Genomic DNA, 24,353 nt, shown 5'->3' with positions numbered 1-24,353 from the left:
CAGAATTACCAAAACAATCAAAAAATGGAAAATATTACTGTAATCATCATGTTACTTTTTGGGGTCGCTTTCTTAAGCCTTATTAGTAAAAAGTACAATTTTCCCATTCCGATTGTGTTGGTACTTTGCGGTGTTATTATCAGTATAATTCCGGGACTTCCGGCGATTGCTTTAAGTCCTGAGATTGTTTTTATTGTCTTTTTACCCCCACTTTTATATCATGCTGCGTGGTACACCAGCTGGTCAGATTTTAAACAAACCATCCGGCCAATTACGTTAGCTGCTGTTGGCCTGGTACTTTTTACAACTGTTGCCGTGGCTATAGCGGCCCACATGCTGATAGATGATATTTCCTGGCCGTTGGCTTTTTTGTTAGGGGCAATAGTTTCGCCGCCTGATGCTGTTTCTGCCACTTCTATTACAAAAGGTTTGGGTTTGCACCCGAGGCTAATTGCGATTATAGAAGGAGAAAGTCTGGTGAATGATGCCAGTGGTCTTGTTGCTTACAAATATGCCTTGACCGCCATAACCGCAGGGAATTTTGTACTCTGGCAAGCGGGACTGAATTTTGTGATCATGTCGGTTTTAGGAATTGGCATTGGTTTAGGGGTAGGGTATGTGATGAGTTTTATTCATAAAAAGTTTGTGTGCGATGAGGTTATCGAGGCGACTTTGACTTTGCTGACGCCTTTTGCTTCTTATCTAATTGCAGAACATTTTGAAGCTTCGGGAGTTTTGGCCGTTGTGGCAACAGGACTTTTTCTTTCGGCCAGATCAGGAACGATTTTCACGCACGAAAGCCGAATCATGACGGGAACAATTTGGAGTGTTCTAACGAACATCCTAAACGGATTGATTTTTATTTTAATAGGATTGCAATTGCGCCAAATTATTGAAGGAATCGGGGATTACTCCGGTTGGTCTTTGTTTGTTTGGGGCGCTTCGGTGAGTTTGGTCGTGATTTTGGTGCGCTTTTTATGGGTGATTCCGGCCACATTGCTGCCCAGATACATCAGTAAGAAGATCCGTTTGCAGGAAGAATTCGATTTCAGGAATATGATTGTTTTTGGCTGGTCCGGAATGCGTGGCGTCGTATCGATGGCGGCTGCACTGGCACTTCCGTTAATGCTGAACGAAACGCAAGAATTCCCTTTGCGAAACCTTATCATTTTTCTGGTGTTTTGTGTGATTCTTTCTACTCTGGTCATTCAGGGATTGACTTTGCCGTGGCTGATCAAAAAATTAAAAATCGAAAAATATTCGATCATCGCCGAAGAATATGAAATTCGAAATATCATCGTTTCGCAAACCATTACGCACATCGAAGATAATTTTTCGTTACTCAACGATGACTTGCTGCACAACATCAAAAGTAAATACGAAGTAAAATTCAACCGTCTTCAAAAAACGGAACTCCCGGCTAATTTCTTCGGAAAAGGAAATGTAATGGGAGGAGAGATCTTCAACGATTTTACCAAAATACAAATTGATTTACTTAATGTGGAGCGCAACAAACTAGAATCGATGCACAAATCCGGTTCTGTCAATGAAGAGATTTTTAGGAAAATTGAGAAGGAACTGGATTTGGAGGAGACAAGGTTGTGGATGGAGATGTATGAGGAGTAATTAGAAATGTTGGCCACCTATTGGGATATTGGTCGAATGATTCATAACCAGCAACAACAAAAAGGCTGGGGGAAAAGGGGTTATCCCAAAATTAGCGAATAATTTAAAGAATGAACTTGCTGAAGTGAAAGGATTTTCCGAAAGGATTTAAAATGTATGGTTCAATTTTTTAATGAATATCAAGAAGTAATTTCAATTGGGAAACTATCCGTTTCCCAATTAGAAATCAAACAATTTCGCCACTACTCGTGTCGGAATTAGAAAATGATGCAATTGCGAAACTACCCGTTGCGCAATTAGAAGTTATTAATCAACAACTAATTACAGAAACTGGCTGGGCACATCACATCATATTAATTCGAAAAATAAAAGACCTGTCCATACGTTATTGGTATATGCAACAAATTTTAGAGCATGGCTAAACGAGTATTGAGATATTGAAAAAGAATTTTTTGAACTCAACAACAATCCTGAAAATGAAAACTAGCCTGTAAAAATACAACACCTGCAAACCAGGCGGTGTAGAAATAATGCATAAATCCGGTTGGTCAATGAAACGATTTTCAGGAAGATTTGGAAGAGACGAGGTTGTGCATGGGAGTTATCAGGATTGATAAATAATCAAATATTTCTGAATGCTATCTTTTGTAGTTTAAAGTTTTATAATATCGATACATATGGTCATAAATAATAAGTTCATACATTCTTTGTTTTGATGTATATTGTCTATTAATCATCATATGAATGTGACTTGATAGAAAATCATTCAGCGGAATTTCTATTTTCTTTATTATTTTTAAAGCTATCTCTTTGATTTGATTTGACCTTTCGTTTACAATATAAAAGATTTCCGGAATAGCGTTTTGATCTGAAGGTTCTAAAAAACGTTCTAATTGCGGATATAATGATCGATAATGGATGTCTATTTTCTTTTTTTGAATTTTATCTGTTTCAAATTCTTTTTTAAAAGCAATCTGAAGTTCATTCATCAAAGTCAGCTTCTCTAAAGTTGACAGCATAAACAAATTTAAAAAAGAGTCAATGGCCAAAAAACTAAAAAAAAGTGGCATTTCTTTCTCCAAAAAAGAAGGTTTCAGGTTCAAATATTTTAAAATCATCTTACTGTCTTTCCAAAAAAGAAATTCAGAATAATACATCGTTTCTTTCCCATATCTTTCGATTTCTCTTTGATAGGTATCAGTCTGTATTTTCCAAATCAAATTTTCATCCATAAGTTCTTTAAAAACAGAATGAAGTGCCTTGATAATTAGAGCTAAGTTATCAGTATCATCGACCAAAAAACGAAGTCTTATATGGTTTTCAGGATCTTTATATCGTATAAAAAACCATTTTTGTATCTTTTTCTTTCCTTCTAAATAAGATATAACAGGGTTTAGTTTTTCTAATAAGACAGAATCGGCTGTCATGATACCAGTATAAATTTTATAGTACAACCATTGACTGCCTAAACAAAAATCTCTTTGCATTTTTTTATTCTTTGTAAAATGATAGTATCAACTGATTGCAAAAAACATCGTTATTTTTATTTTGCACAACAGATTCTTTTGTAAATAAAAATTCTTCCAAAGTAATTTTTTCGCGGTTTTGAACTGATTTTAAAAATAATTCCATTCCAATCTGAGTTTCAAAATCAAATAATAATGTATTGTCGCCGTTAGTCCAGTTTGTATATTGAGGAATATTTCGGGAGGACCTCCAGATTAAAAATTCTTCATAAGCTTGTTTGTCATTCATTTTATAAAAAGCTGTTATCTCTTCTTTTTTTATAATCCATTTAGCCTTTGATAAAATAATATCCCGGTACATTACTCTCGGAAAAAAATTATAATGTTTTTTTAGCACACCCCAGTCAAAAGAATCAATTGGCTTTGATTGCTGTGCCTGTAAGTCGCATAAAAAATGGTAAACAGGCAAAGCATCTTTAGCAAAATTATGGGCATTTGATAAGCACGGAATCACTTCTTTATGGTGCTTTTTTGAGTACAGTATTATGGTGTCATTTTTAACAGAAACCAATAAATCCTTGAGATCAATTGTTTGATTTTCAGAGACACCGGATTTTGCTAAGTAGCTTATTTCATGATTTCGTAAAACAGGCCGGCGTAATATGTTTCCTGTCCTTGATTCCGGAATATGAACCACTTCCGCCATTATTTTATCGGAATAATAAGCTTCTTCTTTTTGGATTATTTTTTTAGTTAAAGTATGAATAGCCGGATTTCCATTGCAAAATCGGCCTAATAACTTAGCAGCACTAACATTTCCTGAAGATTCGATTATGATTTTATCCTGATCAAGAATTTCAATCATGACAGAGAATGTGGCTGGCAGATCTTTACAATCAGTATTAAAATCGATAAAATCATGCTCACTTATTGCTATTACTTTTTCATCTTTTAAGATGCATTCCTGCATTTTTTTCTGCAAAATAAAATCATAAGAAGTCCAAAGCTGATTTTCCCCTTTTGATTTTTTAGACTTAAGCTCAAGAAATTCAAGGATCTCATGAGTATCATTCATATCCTGATTTTGAAGATAACCAATTCCGATCTCTGTATCTAAAACTGTTGTGAGCGGCATCACTGCAGACTCGTATCTTTGAATAAATGCTTTCTTAAAATTTTCCTGATCCTGAAACTTTTTTTTAGTCTGAATTCCATTCAAAAAATGAAGTGCCTGTACTACTTTTTTGGAAACATTTACATTTAAAGTATTTACAGCGGCAATTGAATTTAAATCGGTCTGAAAAAGGTATTTGTCTTCAAACTCAATTCCTGTTTTTTTGATATCGTATTTGATTTCATCGTATTCTTTTTCAGAAGGGATAAGAACTTTATCTAAACCGGAAAGTTTTTTTTTGATTTGTTCTAAAATTTCATACTCTTTATCCAGGGCCGGGATTTTCTTAATAAGCGATAAAACCCTGTTCCATTCATTATCTCCCGTAACGATCACATCCAGCTCACTTACTAAAAATTGAAAATCGATAAGTTTTGAAATAAATTCATGGGCTTCTCGTTTTTCGCTTTCATTATCTGACAAAAGGGCAATCATTTCTTCAATAGACATTCCTGATTGTGCACTATGAAGTAGTTTAGTTAGCGCAACAGATCTTCGTAAGGCTGTGATACTGTGTTCTCTTTTTGTCTTTACATATTTATACTCTACATATCTATAGAATTCCCCAATTTTATAGATACTGGTATTGGGATAAAATTTTAAATGTGGCTTTACTTCTTTTTTATTGGCAATTTCTTGCAGCAACATACTCCAAAATTGCATGTCAAATTGCGTAACACGTTGAAATTTGTCAGAATCCTCCAGAATAATTTTAGTTTCAGTGGCTATTCTCCCCATTGAACAACCTGCAAACAGACCGAAAGGTGTACATCTGGAGGACATTCTGGCTAAGTATTTTAAAAAAGTAATCTCTAATTTTTTTGCTTTTCCATCAGATAAATGTGAGTCGTTTTTTACCCATTTATCAAGTTCTTTTATCAAATCCGGAGAAGCCAGGTGAATAGCTTCTCTGATTAAAGGGGTTTGATACATTTCTTTTGCTTTTGTTTCTGAATAGTTTTCGATAGTGTCAAGATACAAAGACAAAGGCAATAGGGGAGTTCTTAGTACATATTCATCAAAAGGCAGAATTTTGTAGTCTAATGTCATTTTTTCTTGTTGTTCACTTCTTTAGCTAATTTCATGGCGTTGTATACGTTTAAAACTTTACCTGATTTGGATAGTTCTGAAAAGGGAACTTTTTTATCTTTTGTTCCCGGTACAATCACCTCTAAATTATAGGGGGTTCCAGAATCTATAATGATTTGTTTTATCTGTACGGCTGTAAGATTTGGATAATAGGACCAGATTAATGCTGCTGTGCCTGAAACCATTGGAGCTGCTAGCGAAGTACCAGAATCAAATTTATAAGTATTACCGGCAGCAGTCGTGTAGATTTCTTCTCCCGGAGCAAATAAATCAACATTTTCCTTGCCATAATTTGAAAAATCAGAAACAAAAGTATTATTTAGTCGAGTTGATATTGACCCAACATTAATAAAATTATTGCAGATCTCTCCACCTCCGTCAAAATTATTATCACTAGGATAGGTAGGATTTTTATCAATGTCAAAACTTTCATTTCCAGCAGCATGTACCAATAAAACATTGTGCTTTTCTGCATATTTAAAAGCTTCTGAAACCCATTGCTGGCGTAATGAAAATTCTTTGATAAATGACATATTAATCACTTTTGCTCCATTATCAACCGCATAGTAAACGGCCATTGCAATATCTTTGTCATGTTCGTCTCCCGAAAAAGAAATAGTAAGTGGCATAATTTTGACATTTTCAGCAATTCCTTTAATTCCCAGATTATTATTTCTGTTGGCGGCAATAATGCCTGATACTTTTGTATTATGATCCTGAAAAGATCTATGTCCTTCTTTAGAAATAGTTATATTCTTGCTGCCGTACCCTTTTTCTAAAATGTTAGGATTATCTCCTATAAATTTTCTTTCATCAAAATTTATGTTCAGATTTTTATTTACGATAGAATCTGTTTGAATTTTACTTTCAATAACTTCTGACAATGTCTGTTCATTAGACTCTAGTCTAAACATCAAAAAGCCAATCATTGCTCCCAGGTCTCTATCATTATTTTCTCTTCGCTGACGAAAAGTTTTATCATTTATTTTGTGAATTTTGTACAAACTATCCAGTTGTTCGTAAGTGTAATCTTCTTTAGGAAAATAATGTCTCAAGCTATCTTTGGCAATAGGGAAAATATTAATACTATACTCGAGAGATTTTAACCTGGTTTTATAATAGCTTGATTCTTCCTCCAGCTTTTTTTTCGCACGTAGATACTCCTTATAATAAAATAGGGCGTCTTTAGTAACCGTAGTTTCTGTTTGATTCTCAAACTTGTTTTGAAACTCCCTTACTAATCTTACATATTCAAAATTCCCCCAGACAATATAGCTATCCTTTTTTGCAGTAAAATTCCATCCCTGTATATCATCTACATATCCATTTTGGTCATCATCAAGATTATTATTTTCAATTTCTTTTGTGTTTAACCAAATTTCATCCTGTAGATCTTGATGATTTTTATCAATTTGCGTATCAATTACAGCAATGATAATAGTTTTTTTTGCCTTCTTTTTATTTTGTCTGTACCATTTATCTAAAGATATTCCTGGTAAACTATCCATCTTATAGTCTTTACAGTACCAGGTTTCTTTAAAATCTTTTCCTGTTTTTAAATTAATAGTTTCTTTTGAAGATTTACAACCAAATAAAAGAAGACAAGCAAAACAAATCACGTATATTATTTTCATTCTGCGGTTTTATTGTTCCTGATCCTTTTTTCTATTACAACGATTACTAGTTGCTGTACCTGTATCTGGATCAGGATCTTCAAGATCAATTTGTCCACCATTAATCAGATGCATATTTTTTAGTTTTGCAAATTCCATTTTTTCTAAATCAAACTTCTTGCTTTCTTTTTTAGAGTTAGTAGTCTTCATATTTGTTTTTTATAATGTTACCGCACAAATATAAATTTTGTTTAATATGAAATACTAAATTCTAATTTCTATTTATCGAAATTCAGGAATTTCGGTATGGAAGAAAACATTATTAAAAATTTAAAGTGTTTAAAAATATTGATTATTAAGTCTTTATGTTTTGTTTAGTTTTTCCAATTGCTTAATGAAATAAACAGGTTTAATACCTGATTTTTTATAAAAAGCAGTTGAAAATGATTCTGCATTATTAAAACCAAACTCAATTGCCAGGGCCTGAATGGTATATTTTTGCAATTTAGGATCTTTTTTTAAAGACTGTAAAGCATATTCAATTCTTAAATCATTAATGTATTGTATAAAAGTTTTTTCTTTATAAGTATTAACCACTTTAGAAACATATTTACTATTTGTTTCAAAAGTATCTGATAGTGACTGAACGGTAATATTTGATAATAAATACCCTTTTGTTATTTCAAACTGATTTAACTTTTTTAATATCTGTTCGACAAGTTCTTCGTTGATGCCAATGTTTTCTATTCCAGATTTGATAGTTTTAAATTCTTTTTTACCTGTTTTGATCGTTTCTGGTTCACTAATATTTGTTGAGGTATGCATTACTTTTTCGAATTGAACATACTGTCTTTTTTTTGTTTGATATTGATAAAATCCGAAACTTGTGGTGGCTATTACTAATAAAAATAATAAACCAATACCCCAATATGATTTGGTCTTATCATTTGTAAGTGCTTGTATCAAATTTTCTTTTTCTAAGATTAAATTGGGAGTGTCATATTCTTTTTGCAGTTTTTTAGTTAGTTCTTTATAATTATTCTGCAAAATACTATCAATATTCATGTATTGAGAAAGGTATTTTAGCTGGTTTTCTTTGTCTTTTTTATTTTTAAAATAAGAAATTAAATAGAGGTACCCACTTGTGAATTCAGGAGTTATTCTTTTTGTTTTATTATAAATAGAATCTACTTTCATAAAGTTTTCGACAGCTTTATTCTTTTGTCCTAAACCATCATACGCTTTTCCTAAATAATAATAAGAGGCTAAAATATTTTCCGAATTGTTATAGAGAATCATTTTCGGCAAGGCTTTCTTAATACTGTCTATAGCAGTATTATATATTTTCTTTTCTACCAGATTAGCTCCTTCATTTAACACAAAAAGGGCATTGTATTCATAATCTTTGGTAAGTTTTGATTCATTATACCCCAATCTATTGTAGTAAGTTGCTGAGTCAGATTGTTTCAATGCCTTGTATGCATCTGCTAACCCAAATACAACATCTTGATAATTGTAAGAATATTTATCATCTTCTACATTTTTTTCTTTATAATAATTAAAACACTCTTTGTATAATTTTAGTGCTTCGTTTATTTCTCCTAATTCTTCGGATCTTAAAACTGCTATAGAATATTTTACATCATAATAAAAATCAGGATTGTTTTTTCTAGCAATACTTTCTGCAATTAAAAAATTATCTATAGCTTCTTTGTACTTAGACTGATATTTTAATTCATAAGCTTTTCTGGAATAAGCATAAGCAGGATACTTTACATCATTCAAATTTTTAGAATAATGGATTGTACTGTCTAAATAACGAATAGCTTTATCTCCTTTACATAATAAAGAAAGCAAATACCATCCTGCTGCCTTTTGAATTGAGTTGTTTTCTTTGTTTGCCTTAGCTAAATAAGCATTAGCATAGACCAACTGTTTATTTTCATCTTTCTCATTCTTTTTAAAAAACTCTTTTAATTCCTGATATGAAAGATTTGTAAGTTTCTTTTTTGGAGGTTGAGCTAATATAAAAATAGGAAATACTATAAAAAAAAAGATTTTTAGAAACCTAAAGTGAGTCATAGTTTTTTAATTTCTGACAAAAATATAGTATCGGTACAGAATTTAAGGTATAAAATCTTAAAAATAATAAATTAATAAGTTGTTGATAATTAATTGTTTGCGTTTTATTTTGTCTGAAATTCAGGAATTACGTATCGGGATTCCTGAATTTCGCTATGTAACAATTGTAGAGATTATGATGTTTCTCTAGTTTTGACATCAGGAAATTGAGATACATTTTTCAGTTTGATATCGCTGCAAGAATTTAGATCAGTTTCTTAAATGTAATTGGCCAATTACAAAGGATGTATTCAGCTTTAAATACTTCTTAAAAATACTTAGCAATTTGGTAAATAAGTTACCATAAAATGTTTAACCATTAAACCATACATTATGAATTTAGAAAAATTAAATTTAGTAGAGCTTAATGCTCAGGAAGCACAAGAAATTCAGGGAGGTTACTGGTGGGTTCTGGCAGAAGTTGCATATGAACTTATATATGCGCAAGACGATGTCAAAAAAGGCTACAATGCCGCAAAAAACCTTATGAAATAAATATAAATAATTAAATAAAAAATAAATATGGAAAATTTAACAGCCCTAACGAACGAAGAGATGAACCAAATTGATGGAGGTTCACTTATTGGATTTGTAATTGGATTTGCAGGATATTTTGTAGAACAAGCAGCAGATGTTATTGCAGCTCATCCAGTAGGAGGTCCTAGACATTATGAAATTTAATCTGGTATAGACTAAATAACAGTATTATCCTTTTAGTAATAACTTTAAGGATAATACTATTTTAATTTACAATATGAAAAAAATATTTAACTTTTACGTTAGAGCCTTTTTAATTATATCTTTTATATCCATACCTTTTATTTTTGTTGCTTTTGAAGATTTACATACAAAAACATTCAGTTATAAAATATGGATCGCTACATTTTGTCCTCAATTGATATACATATTATATCTAATCAGGAAAGAAAAATTATATGATAATTTTAAAATTAATTTTTTCCGTAGAGGTTTCTATAGTACTACAATTTTGCTTACCTGTTTGATACCATTTATTGTCTATTTTTTTCTTATTGGATTTAAATTAATCAAAGTCTACAACTATAATAACTGGGATATTGAAATTATTATTTATTTTATTTTAATATTTCTTTCAGCATTGTTAGAGGAGATACTATTCAGATTTATTCCTTATAAAATGTTGGTTAACGATATTTCAATAAAAAATATAATATTAGTTTCTCTATTTTTTAGCTTTTTTCATTTATTCAATCCGAATACCAATATAGTAGGTTTGGTAAATGTTGCGATAGCAGGTGTTTTTTTTAGTTTGATTTACTTAAAAAGTAATTCAATTCTATTGACTAGCTTCATACATGCATTTTGGAATTTCTCAATAGGTTGTTTATTGGGGAGTAATATTAGTGGTATAAAGGTAATAAGCATTTTAGAATATATTCCTGAAAAACCATTTTTTTTAAGTGGAGGAGATTTTGGATTTGAAGGATCTATTATAACTACTATAGTTTTTTCAACTTCCTGTTTCTTTTTATATAATTTAAAGCCAAACGAATTTTTCAAAAATATATGAAACAAATGAACTTCAGTTCAGACCCGGTAAATACACTTGAAAATCTTATAGCAAAAAACAAATCAAAAAGCTTTTCACTTTACTTTATCATCCTTCTGGCGATTATAGTTTTGTTAGTATTATTGCCAATTGTTAAATTTGATATCAGCAGTCAAAGCCGTGGTATAATTCGCAGTGTAACCGATAATGTTCCGGTTTCAACTATTGTAAGTGGCAGAGTTAATTGGGTTCATTTAAAAAATAATGCTTTTGTAAAAAAAGGAGATACACTTTTAAAAATTTCAAAAGAAAATCTGGAGAGTGATAAAAAAATGCAGGATACATTATCAGGATCTGTTTCAGCATTATTACATGATATTTCAGCTCTTTTGCAAAATAAAACATCTCATTTATTAACCACTGCAGCGCGGGAAGATGTATTCAAATTTGAGTCAGGAAAAAATGAATTGCAAAGCAAAATCTCACAAGCACAAATCAATCACGACCGTAATAAAATTCTTTACGATAAAGAAATTATTGCCAAAGCCGATTTTGAGAAACTAGAATACGAATTACGCTTAAGCAAACAGTCATTGCAGAGTTTTGTAAGCCAACAAAAATTAACCTGGGAAAATCAAAAAAGAGATTTAGAAGATCGTTTGAAAAATCTTAACGGAACTGTTGCCAAAATAAAGGCAGAATCGAACAATTATGATGTTTTGGCTCCTGTTTCAGGCACCATAGAAAACTATTCAGGAGTTCAGAAAGGTTCTTTCATAAATGCGTCACAGCCTATTGCCACAATTTCATCAGCAGATCAGCTTCTTGTGGAATGTAATGTGTCTCCAAATGACATTGGGCTTATTCGGAAAAATCAAAAAGTAAAATTTCAGTTAGATGCTTTCAACTACAATCAATGGGGATTGCTGGAAGGAAAAGTAATCGATATTGACCATAATATAACCTTACAGAACGATCAGGCTTTTTTTAAAGTACGCTGTGCCTTAAATTCAAAAGCCTTACAGTTAAAATCAGGATATCAGGCCAATGTTTCTAAAGGAATGACTTTAACGACAAGATATATAATAACGAGAAGAAGTTTATTCGATTTGTTATTTGACAAAATAGACGATTGGCTGAACCCCAAACAAATATCAAATAATCAATAAAAATGGCTTCAATAAAAATAAAACAACATGATATTAAAGATTGTGGTGCTGCTTGTCTGGCATCTATTGGAAACCATTTCAAAGTTAATCTGCCTATAGCCAGAATACGCCAGTTTGCCAATACCGATACACGCGGTACAAATGTTTTGGGGATCATAGAAGGAGCCGAAAAAATGGGTTTTACTGCAAAAGGCGTAAAAGGTGGGGTAGATGCATTGGATAAAATTCCGGTTCCTGCAATTGCCCATATTGTGATTAAAGAACAATTACAACATTACGTAGTAATTTATAAAGTAGAGAAATCTAAAATTACGGTCATGGATCCTGGTTTAGGCAAAATGGAACTTTATACTTTCGAAGAATTTCAAAAAATATGGTCAGGTATACTCGTTCTCTTTGCTCCAAACGATAATCTTAAAACAATAAACGAAAAAACCTCGCCACTAAAAAGATTCTGGAACCTGATTCAGCCCCATAAAACGATTTTACTTCAGGCTTTGGTTGGGGCAATACTATTTACTGTTTTAGGATTGGCAATGTCTGTTTACATACAAAAAATAACAGACTATGTTTTGGTAGACGGCAATAGAAATCTGCTTAATTTACTAAGCTTTTCTATGATCGCTATTATTTTGCTACAGGGGTATTTAGGTTCTAAAAAGAGCATTTTTGTGATGAAAACCGGACAGTTAATCGATGCTAAACTGATTCTTGGATATTACAAACATTTACTGCATTTGCCACAACGTTTTTTTGATACGATGCAAATAGGAGAAATTACTTCGCGAATAAATGATGCGGTAAAAATTCGTTCGTTTATCAATGAAGTAGCAATCGAAATGATTGTCAATATATTCATTGTTGTTTTTTCGTTTGTATTAATGTTTACCTATTACTGGAAACTGGCCCTGGTTATTCTTCTTGTAATTCCATTCTATGCAGCGATATATTTTATTTTAAATAAATTCAATAAAAAAGTCGAACGAAATATTATGGAGAATGCAGCCGAACTGCAAACGCAATTGGTTGAAAGTATTACCCATGTCAGAACGGTGAAAGAATTTGGAATAGAAGAATTTTCGAATTTAAAAACAGAAAACAAATTTGTAAAACTCTTATTTACCACTTATAAATCAGGCTTGAACGGAATCTTTGCCGGCACATCTACACAGTTTTTGGCTTCTGCCTTTACAGTAGTATTAATGTGGATTGGATCCGGTTATGTAATCGACAGGGCGATTACTCCCGGAGAATTGTTTTCGTTCTATGCTTTGATTGGTTATTTTACTTCGCCTGTAGCTTCTTTGATAAGCATGAATAAAACAGCCCAAAATGCATTAATTGCGGCAGACCGGCTTTTTGAAATTATGGATTTAGAAAGAGAAGAAACAGAAAATAAGGTCGAATTGCAGAGAGAAAATTTAGGAGATATCAAGTTCGAAAATGTCTCTTTTAGATATGGATCGCGCCTGGAAGTTTTTAAAAATTTCAATGCGATATTCAAAAAGAATGAAACTACCGCAGTTGTAGGAGAGAGTGGGAGCGGAAAAACAACTTTAATCTCATTACTGCAAAATTTATATCCAATAAAAGAGGGCAAAATATATATTGGCGAATATGATACAAACTTTGTTCATTACCAAAGTTTAAGAAATATGGTAGGGGTTATTCCGCAACAACTTAATTTGTTTTCCGGCAATATTATTGAAAATATTGCTTTAGGTGATTCATTTCCTAATATTCAGAGAATTTTAGACTTGTCAAAACAATTAGGAATTACAGAATTTGTAGAAAAGTTACCAAATGGTTTTGAAACGCAGATTGGTGAAAATGGGGCGATGTTATCTGGCGGGCAAAAACAAAGAATTGCAATTGCAAGGGCGCTATACAAGAATCCTGAAATTTTATTAATGGATGAAGCAACATCTTCATTAGATACAAGTTCTGAGATGATCGTTAAACAAACGATTGATAACTTCAAAAAAGAAGGAAAAACTATAATTATTATTGCCCATAGACTCAGCACAATTGCCAATGCAGATAAAATTATGGTCATGCACAACGGAGAAATTATAGAGACCGGTAACCATCATGATTTATTAGAAAAAAAAGAAAAATACTTTGATCTCTGGAAAAAGCAAAGTTTGGTTTAAAAACTAAATCAAAGCTTTGATATTGTATCTAATAATAATTGGATAGTTGATCTTTACCTTTTAAATTAATTAACAAAATATATACCTCTATTTTCGGAAATTCTATTTACGTTTTAAAAGAAAGTACTGTAAATAAGGTTAATAATGATGGTCTCATTGACCTTTCTAAACCCATTTATCAAAGCTTACCTGCCAAAACTATTGCAAATACGAACTCAATACTTTGAATAAGGCAGAAAGTGATTTTATAGCAAACAAATAAGATCAGGTTTCGGGATGATATCCACCATTTAAGTATTTAAGGGAATTTTTTATAGACCTTGCTTCTTACGAATTTAGCCAACCAGAATCGATGCATACATCCGGTTGTGTGAATGAATATATTTTTTAGGAGGATTGAGAAGGAACTGGGTTTGGAGGATACGAGGTTGTGGATGGAGATGTATGAGGAGTAAGGGGGATTCTTATTTAATACTTATTTTAACAATCGATTAGTCTCTTGATAAGCTTGAGTAAAATGGCACAAAAATAAATTACCATTCTTTAATTTACAGATAATTTGATAGAATATTAATATTTTTCATATACCGTATACTTGGGCTTATAGTTAATTTTTTCCGGCAATGGTTCTTCGTTAAAGCTAAATATACGGAGCTCTATTTTATCAGCACCATTACTTTTTAGTTTTTCTTCGATTTCATGCATAAGAATTCTTGCTATCCCTTTTCTCTGGAAATTAACCTCAACTGCAAAGTAAAGAATTTCCCCTACTGTTTGATCCTTTAAAAGCAAATTATTTTTAATCTCTACTATTTTACCTAAAGCAAATGCAACTATTTTTTCTTCAATTTCAACAACTAATAATATTAGATTACTATTACTTTTAAAAACATCCCGAAAAATATTTTCATAACGTTCTTTGGGAATAGAAGTTCTTATGTCTTTATTGTTATTGCTGTGTTTAATGTCTAGTTCTGTAAAAAGAATTAAGATTTGTTTGATATCCTTTGTTTCGGCAATTCTAATTTTCATTTTTTATAATTTTTTATTAATATTATTTTCATTGAATCATATAATATTGTTTCCTGATGTAAAAAGGCAAGATTTATAACATGCTATTATACTATCGAAATCAATTCTTATGGCTATAAATTATTTCCATTTTGAATTTTCAATATATTTACAAGTTACTCCGACATCATATATGTAATATTTAATTTTAGTAAAACCTGCTTTTACTAATGTGATTGAATCAGGTTGTAATTCTTCATTTAAAATAATAGCATGGCCTTTTTCGGGATTATTCGGATCATATTTTACTCTATAAAACTTATTTACAAGATCAGGATTAGTTAAAGAAGCGCTGCCTAAAATTCTTTTTTTATCATAATAAAAATAATATCTTAAAGTACTTTGTCTGCCTTGTTTAATTCTAGTTGCAAGTCCAATGGTTTCCCCTTTTAATGGCTTTTTATATTCGCCTTCATAATATAAAGAAAATATAAGTAAAATTATTAAACCAAAAAAAAGGCTTACCATGATATTTATTAAGTGATTATTATTTTGTCCATCTCTCATTTTTAGTCATTTTTTATAATTTCTATTAAAGTTATTTCTTCTAACTCAGTCATTTTATTGTAAATGTTCTGAATGATATTTATTTTTGCATTCAGGGATTCAAATAATAAATTTTCTGTTTCAGAATAATCCTGGAATAGAATTTTTTGCGCATAAAGTAATGTTCTCATTCTACTTAATTTAATTTTCAAAAGATCGGTTCTCGATTTTTCAATTTGCAGATTATCTAACAAATCATTTATTTCTTCATACAAAAACGAAATGCGTTCTATATTAAAAATCTTTTCTTGTTCTAAATTTAAGATTTCGACATCATATTGAGTCCTAAGAATTTCTAGCTCAATGCGTTTTTTTGAAAAATCTAACAAGGGCACATTTAATGAGATAGAAAAATTTTGACTTTCGTTAGGATTTTTGAAAATACCACTATATTCTGCGGCTGAATTGTTAAACCCAGCTCCAACAGATAGACTAGCTGCATAAAACTTATTTCGCTCCAGTTGTTTTATATTTTTTTGAAAACTTAATAAATTATTTTTTTCAGTTATATAATAGGCATCCATATATTTATTAATATAAAAGTCTTTCTCTTTAAGATTTGTATTTATAACAGGAATTGTCAAAGAGTCTGAATTCCTGAAAAGTTCCTTTTTAAAGAAAGTATTAATATTCTCTATTTTTAAATTTTCTACTTTATTCAGAAAGCTTAAATTCTTTTGCTCGTTTAGTAATCTCAGCTCGACATCGATAGAATCATATACAATAACTTTTCCAGCTTTAATAAGATTTATAATGTATTTTTTATATCTATCTGTTGCTTCTAATCTTTTGATTAATATATCCTTTTCGTTTTTTATTTTGAGTAACTCAAAGTAATTTTTGACAGCTTTTTTTTTAATCCCAACACCATTTTTGATGTTGATGATATTATTATATTCAAACTTTGCGTCTTGAATTTTTTTATCCCATTTCATGGCATTAAAAAAGTTCAATGGCTGGGACAAATTGATGCCAAACCAAGAGGCTGAATAAGAGGTTGAATGTTGAGTATCTCCAAATAAGTCCAGTCGATTTAAAGAGTTAGAAACGGTTACTTTTCCTCCGGTAAAAGGAATCTTTTGTGATATTGACAGATTGACTCTGGAATTAGCAGAGTTTGATTCCAAAAGCAAAAGTCCCATCAGGCTGAGCAACCTCTGAGATTGATCGGTTATAAGCAGGAAATGTAAAATTTAAACCAACATCTGGTAAAAAACTTTTATAGAATAAGTCATCTTCATTTTTATTAATTTTGATGTACTTGGCTTTTTTTGAGCTTTCTATGGAGTTCTCTGAGTGTTTAATGAAATCATCTACCTTAAATACTTTTTGAGAAAATACATTATAACTTAATAAACATAATAAATTAGTAAGAAGTATTTTGTACATAAATAAATATTAAAAAAAACAGGATATTATTATTATCCTGTTTTAAATTTTAGAATTGTATTAATTATAGATTTAGAATGAATTAGCCACACAAATAAATATTTAATATTCTTGGAATAGCATACACAGCTCCTCCAAATAATCCAACTATAATAAGTAGACCAATAAAAAAAAATTTAGAAGCTTTTTCCTTTTTCAATTCTATACCGTTAAATATGGGGCTTAAATACTTTTTGGTGAGCGAAATATAAGAGAAACCAACTACAATCATAAAAAAATATCCTGCTAATCTATTTCCTTTTAAATCTATAGTTATATTATATAAACATGTAATAACCACAAAAATCACTAAAGAAAACATAAAAATTAGAACTCCAATTAAATTTCTTATAGCATAGTAAGCGTATCTTCTTGATTTTTCTTCATCGTACTTAATACTATAAAAATAGGTACTAAGTAATATTTGGTAAAACGCAATCAATTTTGATTTCATATTTTTTTTTTTTAATCCCAATCATAACTTAATTCTTGTGCATGTTTTTTAGAAGAATTATTATAATTATTGAGAATATGCTGTACTTACAAGTCCTATTGCAATTGATAGCCCACCACATATAATAGAATGTGGTCCAGGAACTAAAGCGGCTACACCTAAAGCTGTTGCCATAGCATTCAGTGTATCAGCGTCAGTCCAAGGATCTATACCGCCAACCGCTTCTGCTACTGCGACATATGTTTCAACACCTCCAATCATTACCCCTGCAACACCTATTTTACTTCCAACAGCACTAAATGTTTTTGCAGTAAAACCAATTTCTTTAGTTATAGCAGAAATTGCATCAATTGATGTGCCTGTAAATCCTGCGGCAAGTCCCGTAACACCCACAGCGCTCCTAATTCTATCTTCAACCTCGTGAGACTGTTGGGTGTTAGCATGACCTTGAGCAAAAACTAACATATTATTAGCTTCAATGAAATTATCACCAAGTTCATAGCCAGCTCCTCCTCCACTGCCACCACTATCGCCCCAATAACCTCCGTTGTCATATGATCCATTGTTGCCATAATCCCAACCTCCGTTAGAACCACTACCGCCACCGGAGCCACCTCCGCCTACAATTACTTCGTCTAGGGGTATATAATAATCTATACCGCCTCCACCACCGGAACCGCCTCCACCTATAATTATCTCGTCGAGATCTATATAACCTCCATTAGGATCGTTAGAATTAGAGCTTCCCCATGCTCCATAAATACTTTGTTGTACTTTTTTTTCAATCTCTGGGAATTTTAAATTTCTCATAATTAAACTGGTTTTTAAATTAATATTGCTTTTTATTTCTTATAAATCTTCTGCTAAAAACATTGAAGATTTTGCTCTCTTCCTTCCAAAAAAATGTGACAGTTTTCTATTATCTTTTTAACCTTAAAAAAACACATCAGAATATTATTAGTTGTTTTTATTACAGATAATTGTTTTTTAATATTAAATTTTTACATTTGCTAATGTAGGAAAAATATTTAAAAATAAAATAATTATAGTAGAAAAAACTTATAAAAAGTAAAATAGAATGAAATTAAATAAGAATATTCTTCAAGAAATTGAAATGTTTGTAAATGAGTATTATTCTAACCAATACGCATGCCTGATATCGGGAAGTTATGTTGATGGTACCAATACTGAATTCTCTGATATTGATGTTGTTGTTTTTGTACAGGATAGAAATACAGTTTTTAATGAAATGCTGTCCTACAAAAAATTAAAAATTCAGGCAATGATTATTCCTGTACAGAATATTCAGGAGACTTTATGGATGGATTATATAACTGCCAAAGGTGCCTTTATAGGTATGCTTGCCAAAGGTGTAATTGTTTTTGATCACTCAGATTTTTTAAAACATTTAATTCCTCATGCAAAAGAATTAAAGCAAATAGGCTGCAGGCCCCTAACAGATCACGAAGTATATATGATGCGGGTAAAAATAACTTCGCTACTGTATGATCTAATAGATGGAGAAAATCTTGATGAATTATTATTTGCAATAACTCAACTTATTGATTTTATTACTGAATTTAAACTTAAACTCGCAAGAATATGGTGTGGTAAATACAAAATAAGAAGTCTTGGAGAATTAGATCAAGAGCTTCAGTCTAAATTATTAGAATCGGTAAAAGAGATTTTTGGCAAAAAAAACAAAACTCCATTGATTGATTTAACTACAAAACTTCTAAATCAGCATGGTGGTTTATTGCCCTATTATTCTAAAGCAAATTCTCTTTCAAAAGTGTATGATGATTATTTGGTTATCGAAATAGATAATAATTCTAATTCAGAGATAGTAAAAAACACTATTGCAGTTTTAAATGATTTTGGAAAACAAATTGTTGTGCCTAAGCTTAATTATTATTTCTTTTTAGCAAAACCCGTACATGCAAATAAAGTTGAACAAAATGTTTACATGATTATAGAAGCTGATAAAGATTTTATAAATGACTATTTACTCGATCGGTTGGATTTTTTAGTTAGAAATAATCAGGGTATTAATAAGTTATTATTCCCTTTTCAATTTGATCCAGTGTATAAATTTTCAACAAAAAATATTTATGCATCTGTAACTCCATTGTTCCGGCACGTTTCTAAATTAATGGTAGAAAAAACAAATAGAATATTTAATAGTTCTTTTCAAATTGAATGGTCAATTGCATTAATGAGAGAAATAAAAAGAGTCTGGTTTAAAAATGATTCAAATAGTTTTATCGCTTTTAACGAATATTTAGTGAATTGTTTTTTGCCAACAACATATGATAATGGGATAAACTTTAAAACTACAGATTTATTAAAAGATAAAGAGAATACCTTAAAGAACTTTGAGGATATGTATTATAGTCAAAAAAGAAAATTAGTAGAGAATTACAATTCTTCGGAGGCGTTAGACAAATTGATTGTCAAGTATTTAAAAAATAGTACGGTAATTTCAGATATTGATGCTATTCCGCTATATAAAACATATTTGATTAGTAGTAATAATCTAAAGAGAGTAAATGTAAGGAAATGGAGTTTGTACAGAGAAATTTTATTTACACTATTCTCAATAGCATTTATTGATAATAGATTAGTTTCATTCATCCCATTTGTTACACAAAAAATAGAGTTAAATGATTAAATCTTTCCCTCATTATCCTCAACAAAACAAACTTATTTGTGGGCTTACGTGCATAAAAATTATTGCTAAATATCATAAAAAAATTATAGATGTTTCATCCTATTATAAAAGTTTAGGCCCAAAGGGACTTTCTATATATGATTTATGAAAAATTGCAGAAGATATAGGCTTTAGAGCGCATGCATATAATATTGGTGTGGATGATTTAGAGTTAATTAAAAAGCCTCTAGTAATTCATTGGAACGAGAACCATTATGTTGTGCTTTATAAGATAAAAAAAGGAGTTTTTTATATCTCTGATCCAGCAAAGGGACTTTTAAAATACAATCAGGAAGATTTTATTAAAAATTGGATTAGCGCAGAAAATATTGGTAAAGTGATCGTTCTTGAAGTTTCAGAAAAATTTTCCGAACAAAAAAACAGCAAGGGAAATTATATATCAGCACTTGAATTTTTATCAAGGCATTTGTCTCCTTACAAAAGAAAGTTGGTTCAGTTATTAATGGTTATGATAATCATTTCCCTGGTTTATGCTTGTCTTCCATTTATAACAAGATCAATAATTGATGTAGGGATTGAGGGAAATGATTTTAACTTTATTACTATTGTTCTGACAGCTAATATTTGCCTTTTATTATTTAAAAGTATTGGAGAGTGGATTAGAGCATCTATATCCTTACAAATAGCAAGCAGGATAAAAATATCGATAGTTACTGATTATCTTATTAAAGTTTTTTCATTACCCGTTAGTTTTATTGATAGCATGTTAATGGGGGATATAATGCAAAGATCAAAGGATCAGGAACGAATTCAACAATTTGTTTCTACTTCAGCTGTTTCTGTTGTAATGTCTGTTTTTATTATTACAATCTACAGTGTAATTCTTTTTGTGTTTAATAAATTTTTGTTTTTAATTTTTCTCATTTCAACAATACTCTATATTTTATGGGTTATGTTTTTCTATGAAATTAGAAAAAAGATGGACATCAAATATTTTCAGCTTATGGGTGAAAATCAAAGTTCCTGGATTGAAATTCTGAAAAACTTTGAAGATACAAAACTCAATAACTATTCTTTAAATCGAAGATGGAAATGGGAAAAAATACAAGGGTTATTGTATAAAATTGAAATTAAATTGTTGAATGTTGACAGGACACAGCAACTAGGAGCTGATTTTATTAACGGTATTAAAGATATCTGTTTAACTTTTTATGGAGCTTATTTAGTAGTTCAGGGAGATTTAACTTTAGGAACTTTTATTTCAATTCAGTTTATTATTAGCCAATTAGGCACGCCTGTTTCAGAATTAATATCATTTATAAGAATGGCACAATCTGCCTTTATAAGTTTTTTGCGAGTTAATGATATTAATAACATGCAGGAAGAACAAGTTAAATCTAAATCTTTAGTCACTGAGTTTGATAAGGGTAATAATGATATTATTTTGAGAAATGTGTCTTTTCGATATAAAGGAGCAATTAAGACTACATTAAATAATATGACTTTTAATATTCCGGATAAAAAAATAACAGCAATTGTGGGTGTAAGTGGTTGTGGGAAAAGTACATTACTTAAGCTAATTACAAAGGTATATGATGAATATTATGGAGAGATTTATATTGGACAGAATAATTTAAGAAATTTTGATAATGATTTTTTAAGAAAACAGACTGGTGTCGTTTTTCAAGAAAGTACATTGTACAAGGACACTATTTTAAACAATATTATCTTATCAGATGAACAGGATTATGATCCTAAATTAGTTGAAGAAATATTACCCTCGGTAAATTTAAAAAATGAAATTTATGCATTGCCTGATGCATTGAATACACAATTAAGCGAAGGTGGTAAGGGACTAAGTCAGGGACAAAAACAAAGAGTCTTATTAGCTAGGGCATTATATAAAAGACCCAAACTCTTAATTTTAGATGAAGCAACAAATGCGTTGGATTCTATTAGTGAAAATAAATTTATAGAAACTCTCACCAATGACCTGAAAGGTCAAACAACTATTTTGGTTTCTCATAAGCTTTCAACCATAAAATGTGCTGATTTAATAATTGTGATTGATAAAGGCTACATTGTTGATGCAGGGACTTATGAAGAATTAATAGAGAAAAAAACATTTTTTTACCATCTTTTTAAAGATCAAATGCCTAATCAAAATGGATAAACATATAGAAAAATATCAATCAGAAGAACTTAAAGAAATATCTTTAGCCGGGAATATTAATGGTTATAAAAACAGTATTATTTTTATTTTCTCTTTTCTTATTCTTGCAGTTTTATTGGGTAGTTTTATAAAGTATCCTGAGAAAATTATAGGTAAAGCTTTTATAGTTTCCGAAAATCAAATTAATAATATTTATTCACCCAATAGCGGAGAAGTAATTCTGATTATAAAAGAAAACACAGATGTAGAAAAAGGTGATCTTTTAGCTTTAATTAATAGCCCCACAAATTATCAAGATTTAATTAAATTAAAAGATCAATTGAGTATTATAAATATTAATAGCATTGAAAATTCATTACATGATTTTAAATTTGATAAATCATTAAAACTGGGAGAAATAGAAAAGTACTATTATAATTTTTTACTTTCAATGATAGAGTGTGATAACACATTTAGAATTGATTTAACAAAACAAAAAATTGCTAACATAAAGGAGAAGGCAAAACGTAATAATGAAAAATTAAAAATAGTTATAGAGGGAAAAACTTTGTTTGACGAAAAATCTGAGATTTTGGCAAAGGCTTTTGAAGCTGATTCAACTTTGTTCACACTTAATGCAATCATAAAAGATAAAATCGATGATTCTAAATTAAACATACTAAATTCTAAAGAAAAAAAACTCTCAATTGATAAAAGTAGTCAGGATTTAATGCATTATAACGAAGAATTGAAAGATGAAACTTTTATATTAGAAAAAGAAAAAGAAAAAAGCATAGCTTCAACCTTATTTAATTTGAAAAAAGCCTTCTTTGAACTTAAAACAGCTATAGATTTTTGGGAGCATAATTATACAATTAAAGCTCCAGTTTCTGGCAAAATTGAATTTTATCAGCCTTTCTTTAATTCTACCCAATTTGTAAAAAAGGATAGTCCTTTATTTATTTTATTACCAAAAGCTAATAATTTATATGCTAGAGGGATTATGTCAGCAAATGGTTATGGAAAAATTAAAACAAAAGACACAGTATTTATTAAACTTAAAGATTATCCCTATAAAGAGTATGGAGAATTGAAAGGAATAGTATTTAATAAATCAAAGGTTTATCATGATACTATTTATTATGTAGACATTAAACTTCCAAAAGGGTTAAAAACGAATCATGACAAAATTATCGATTTTTCCTATAATATGCCAGGTCAAGTAGAATATTACACGAATAAAAGAAGCATTTTACAACGAATATTTAGTGAAGTACAAAATTCACTTGAAAAGTAAATTCAAAAATGTTTTTATAAATGATTGGAATCTATTAATTATCTCGCTGCTTGGCCTAATATGAATTTATGCTCCTTGTTGTAATTTTATTTTGTAACAACCAGAAACGATTATTAATATTTTAAAATTACGTAGTTGTTACTGAAATTAGGAAATTCCGAATTTGTGTATAAACAGTTACTTTTAAATTTACAACTGATAATCATTCCACTCCGAATCACAAAGGATTTCCTTTCTAACTCAATAAACCAAAAAAAACCTCGACTTTCTAAAAATCGAGGCTTTTTAATTATAAAAATTTATTACTCCACATCCAAATAAGGATTTAAAACTTCAGCTAATTCATTCAGCCAGTAAAAGCTATTTTCTAAGTTAGCTATTTCATTTTGAAGCGTTTCATGTTGCCTCAAAGCTCCTAAAGCAAGTACGTAATTAACTTGCCTTAAAGATTTAGCCATTTCTTGCGGATCGATTGTGTTGTTGAAAAAATTCATCAGCCTGATTTCGGCTTCTTTTGAAAGTGTGTTGGTACTCATACTCTTTGTGTTTAGGAAAAAAAGAACCCGCACAGCTAAGGTGTCCTACGCCACAAAGTGCGTTGCAGTTGTTTCCAATACCGCCACCATACCGCACGGGCAAAAGTTTTTTTTGATGTCATTTTCTTTGTGTTTAGGACTGCAAATGTATCAAAAAAAACACAGGTTTAATAGTGAGAAAAATAATATATTATTACGTTTTACTGGTATCGGGTTTCACTACATTATCTTATGAAAACAGTTGCCCTAGCCCTGATAG

General features: G+C 30.3%; 21 protein-coding genes. 9 read left to right on the top strand and 12 right to left on the bottom strand.

Annotation, left to right across the window (positions count from 1 at the left end; translation table 11 throughout):
* The first annotated feature begins 24 nt into the window (after window positions 1-24).
* A complete protein-coding gene (locus ACQY44_RS01735; protein WP_428228698.1) occupies window positions 25-1,626 on the top strand; it encodes a Na+/H+ antiporter in 1,602 nt (533 codons plus the stop codon).
* Window positions 1,627-2,264: 638 nt separating this feature from the next.
* Here the strand turns inward: ACQY44_RS01735 and ACQY44_RS01730 are convergent.
* The 5 genes from ACQY44_RS01730 to ACQY44_RS01710 form a co-directional block, all read right to left on the bottom strand.
* Window positions 2,265-3,113, bottom strand: coding sequence for a thiopeptide-type bacteriocin biosynthesis protein (locus ACQY44_RS01730; protein WP_428228697.1), 849 nt, complete (start codon window positions 3,111-3,113; stop codon window positions 2,265-2,267).
* A 4-nt stretch (window positions 3,114-3,117) separates the two neighbouring features.
* Complete coding sequence (locus ACQY44_RS01725; RefSeq protein WP_428228696.1) at window positions 3,118-5,316, bottom strand: lantibiotic dehydratase family protein; 2,199 nt, start codon at window positions 5,314-5,316, stop codon at window positions 3,118-3,120.
* On the bottom strand, window positions 5,313-6,989 hold the full coding sequence (locus tag ACQY44_RS01720) for a S8 family serine peptidase (RefSeq protein ID WP_428228695.1): 1,677 nt from the start codon (window positions 6,987-6,989) through the stop codon (window positions 5,313-5,315). The genes ACQY44_RS01725 and ACQY44_RS01720 overlap by 4 nt, the downstream gene beginning before the upstream one ends.
* 9 nt (window positions 6,990-6,998) lie before the next feature.
* Window positions 6,999-7,178, bottom strand: coding sequence for a hypothetical protein (locus ACQY44_RS01715; protein ID WP_428228694.1), 180 nt, complete (start codon window positions 7,176-7,178; stop codon window positions 6,999-7,001).
* A gap of 153 nt (window positions 7,179-7,331) precedes the next feature.
* Entirely contained in the window at window positions 7,332-9,050 is a 1,719-nt protein-coding gene (locus tag ACQY44_RS01710; protein WP_428228693.1) for a helix-turn-helix domain-containing protein, read from the bottom strand.
* A 372-nt stretch (window positions 9,051-9,422) separates the two neighbouring features.
* Between ACQY44_RS01710 and ACQY44_RS01705 the strand changes: the two genes are divergently transcribed.
* From ACQY44_RS01705 to ACQY44_RS01685, 5 genes are all read left to right on the top strand, one after another.
* Complete coding sequence (locus ACQY44_RS01705; RefSeq protein ID WP_428228692.1) at window positions 9,423-9,584, top strand: hypothetical protein; 162 nt, start codon at window positions 9,423-9,425, stop codon at window positions 9,582-9,584.
* Between the two features lie 27 nt (window positions 9,585-9,611).
* Window positions 9,612-9,770 (top strand): hypothetical protein, encoded by a 159-nt coding sequence (locus tag ACQY44_RS01700; protein ID WP_428228691.1) that lies wholly within the window; start codon window positions 9,612-9,614, stop codon window positions 9,768-9,770.
* 73 nt (window positions 9,771-9,843) lie between these two features.
* Window positions 9,844-10,638, top strand: a complete 795-nt coding sequence (locus tag ACQY44_RS01695) for a CPBP family glutamic-type intramembrane protease (RefSeq protein ID WP_428228690.1) — start codon at window positions 9,844-9,846, stop codon at window positions 10,636-10,638.
* Window positions 10,635-11,786 (top strand): HlyD family secretion protein, encoded by a 1,152-nt coding sequence (locus ACQY44_RS01690; RefSeq protein ID WP_428228689.1) that lies wholly within the window; start codon window positions 10,635-10,637, stop codon window positions 11,784-11,786. The genes ACQY44_RS01695 and ACQY44_RS01690 overlap by 4 nt, the downstream gene beginning before the upstream one ends.
* A 2-nt stretch (window positions 11,787-11,788) precedes the next feature.
* Window positions 11,789-13,939, top strand: coding sequence for a peptidase domain-containing ABC transporter (locus ACQY44_RS01685; RefSeq protein WP_428228688.1), 2,151 nt, complete (start codon window positions 11,789-11,791; stop codon window positions 13,937-13,939).
* Between the two features lie 570 nt (window positions 13,940-14,509).
* On the opposite strand, the gene ACQY44_RS01680 is transcribed toward ACQY44_RS01685, so the two are convergent.
* From ACQY44_RS01680 to ACQY44_RS01655, 6 genes are all read right to left on the bottom strand, one after another.
* Window positions 14,510-14,971: a GNAT family N-acetyltransferase gene (locus ACQY44_RS01680; protein ID WP_428228687.1), complete on the bottom strand. Its 462-nt coding sequence runs from the start codon at window positions 14,969-14,971 to the stop codon at window positions 14,510-14,512.
* A gap of 120 nt (window positions 14,972-15,091) precedes the next feature.
* On the bottom strand, window positions 15,092-15,517 hold the full coding sequence (locus ACQY44_RS01675) for a hypothetical protein (RefSeq protein WP_428228686.1): 426 nt from the start codon (window positions 15,515-15,517) through the stop codon (window positions 15,092-15,094).
* A 2-nt stretch (window positions 15,518-15,519) separates the two neighbouring features.
* On the bottom strand, window positions 15,520-16,683 hold the full coding sequence (locus tag ACQY44_RS01670; protein WP_428228685.1) for a TolC family protein: 1,164 nt from the start codon (window positions 16,681-16,683) through the stop codon (window positions 15,520-15,522).
* Complete coding sequence (locus ACQY44_RS01665; protein ID WP_428228684.1) at window positions 16,664-16,945, bottom strand: hypothetical protein; 282 nt, start codon at window positions 16,943-16,945, stop codon at window positions 16,664-16,666. The genes ACQY44_RS01670 and ACQY44_RS01665 overlap by 20 nt, the downstream gene beginning before the upstream one ends.
* Window positions 16,946-17,027: 82 nt before the next feature.
* Complete coding sequence (locus tag ACQY44_RS01660; RefSeq protein WP_428228683.1) at window positions 17,028-17,438, bottom strand: hypothetical protein; 411 nt, start codon at window positions 17,436-17,438, stop codon at window positions 17,028-17,030.
* 66 nt (window positions 17,439-17,504) lie between these two features.
* On the bottom strand, window positions 17,505-18,248 hold the full coding sequence (locus ACQY44_RS01655; RefSeq protein ID WP_428228682.1) for a hypothetical protein: 744 nt from the start codon (window positions 18,246-18,248) through the stop codon (window positions 17,505-17,507).
* Between the two features lie 268 nt (window positions 18,249-18,516).
* Between ACQY44_RS01655 and ACQY44_RS01650 the strand changes: the two genes are divergently transcribed.
* From ACQY44_RS01650 to ACQY44_RS01640, 3 genes are all read left to right on the top strand, one after another.
* On the top strand, window positions 18,517-20,109 hold the full coding sequence (locus ACQY44_RS01650; RefSeq protein ID WP_428228681.1) for a nucleotidyltransferase domain-containing protein: 1,593 nt from the start codon (window positions 18,517-18,519) through the stop codon (window positions 20,107-20,109).
* A gap of 151 nt (window positions 20,110-20,260) precedes the next feature.
* Window positions 20,261-22,282 (top strand): peptidase domain-containing ABC transporter, encoded by a 2,022-nt coding sequence (locus tag ACQY44_RS01645; protein ID WP_428228786.1) that lies wholly within the window; start codon window positions 20,261-20,263, stop codon window positions 22,280-22,282.
* The gene (locus ACQY44_RS01640) at window positions 22,275-23,558 is read left to right on the top strand and encodes an HlyD family efflux transporter periplasmic adaptor subunit (RefSeq protein WP_428228680.1); all 1,284 of its coding nucleotides are present in this window, start codon (window positions 22,275-22,277) and stop codon (window positions 23,556-23,558) included. Before ACQY44_RS01645 ends, ACQY44_RS01640 begins: the two co-directional genes overlap by 8 nt.
* A gap of 302 nt (window positions 23,559-23,860) precedes the next feature.
* Here the strand turns inward: ACQY44_RS01640 and ACQY44_RS01635 are convergent, their stop codons facing one another.
* On the bottom strand, window positions 23,861-24,094 hold the full coding sequence (locus ACQY44_RS01635) for a hypothetical protein (protein WP_428228679.1): 234 nt from the start codon (window positions 24,092-24,094) through the stop codon (window positions 23,861-23,863).
* Window positions 24,095-24,353: the final 259 nt, after the last annotated feature.

The organism is Flavobacterium sp., from assembly GCF_965277525.1.
Classification (GTDB): Bacteria; Bacteroidota; Bacteroidia; order Flavobacteriales; family Flavobacteriaceae; genus Flavobacterium.
Note: the sequence above shows the minus strand (reverse complement) of the source record. Positions and strands in the feature narration are given on the sequence as shown.